Here is a 223-nt window from a genome sequence, read left to right on the forward strand (position 1 = left end):
CAGATAACCGTCAACGCTGACACCCTCAGTCATCAAGGCGGCGTGATGCAACAACAGGGCAAAGATACCCTGTCCCTCACCACCCGGATGCTGGATAACCAGCACGGCACCCTTGCGGGCAACGGTAATCTGAACCTTAAGGCGACGACCGTCGATAATCATCACGGCAACATCGTGGCCGCCGAAAAAGGCTCGCTGACACTGGCGGTCAAAGACACGCTGG

General features: G+C 57.4%; 1 protein-coding gene. It reads left to right on the top strand.

All coding sequences use genetic code 11. The annotated features are described in order from the left end of the window. Positions 1 to 3: 3 nt before the first annotated feature. Positions 4 to 223: hypothetical protein (locus ACGF49_RS25395; protein WP_387493611.1), on the top strand; the 220-nt coding region annotated here is incomplete at its 3' end.

Origin of the sequence: Photorhabdus sp. RM96S (genome assembly GCF_042879335.1) — a bacterium.
GTDB classification, from domain to species: domain Bacteria; phylum Pseudomonadota; class Gammaproteobacteria; order Enterobacterales; family Enterobacteriaceae; genus Photorhabdus; species Photorhabdus kayaii.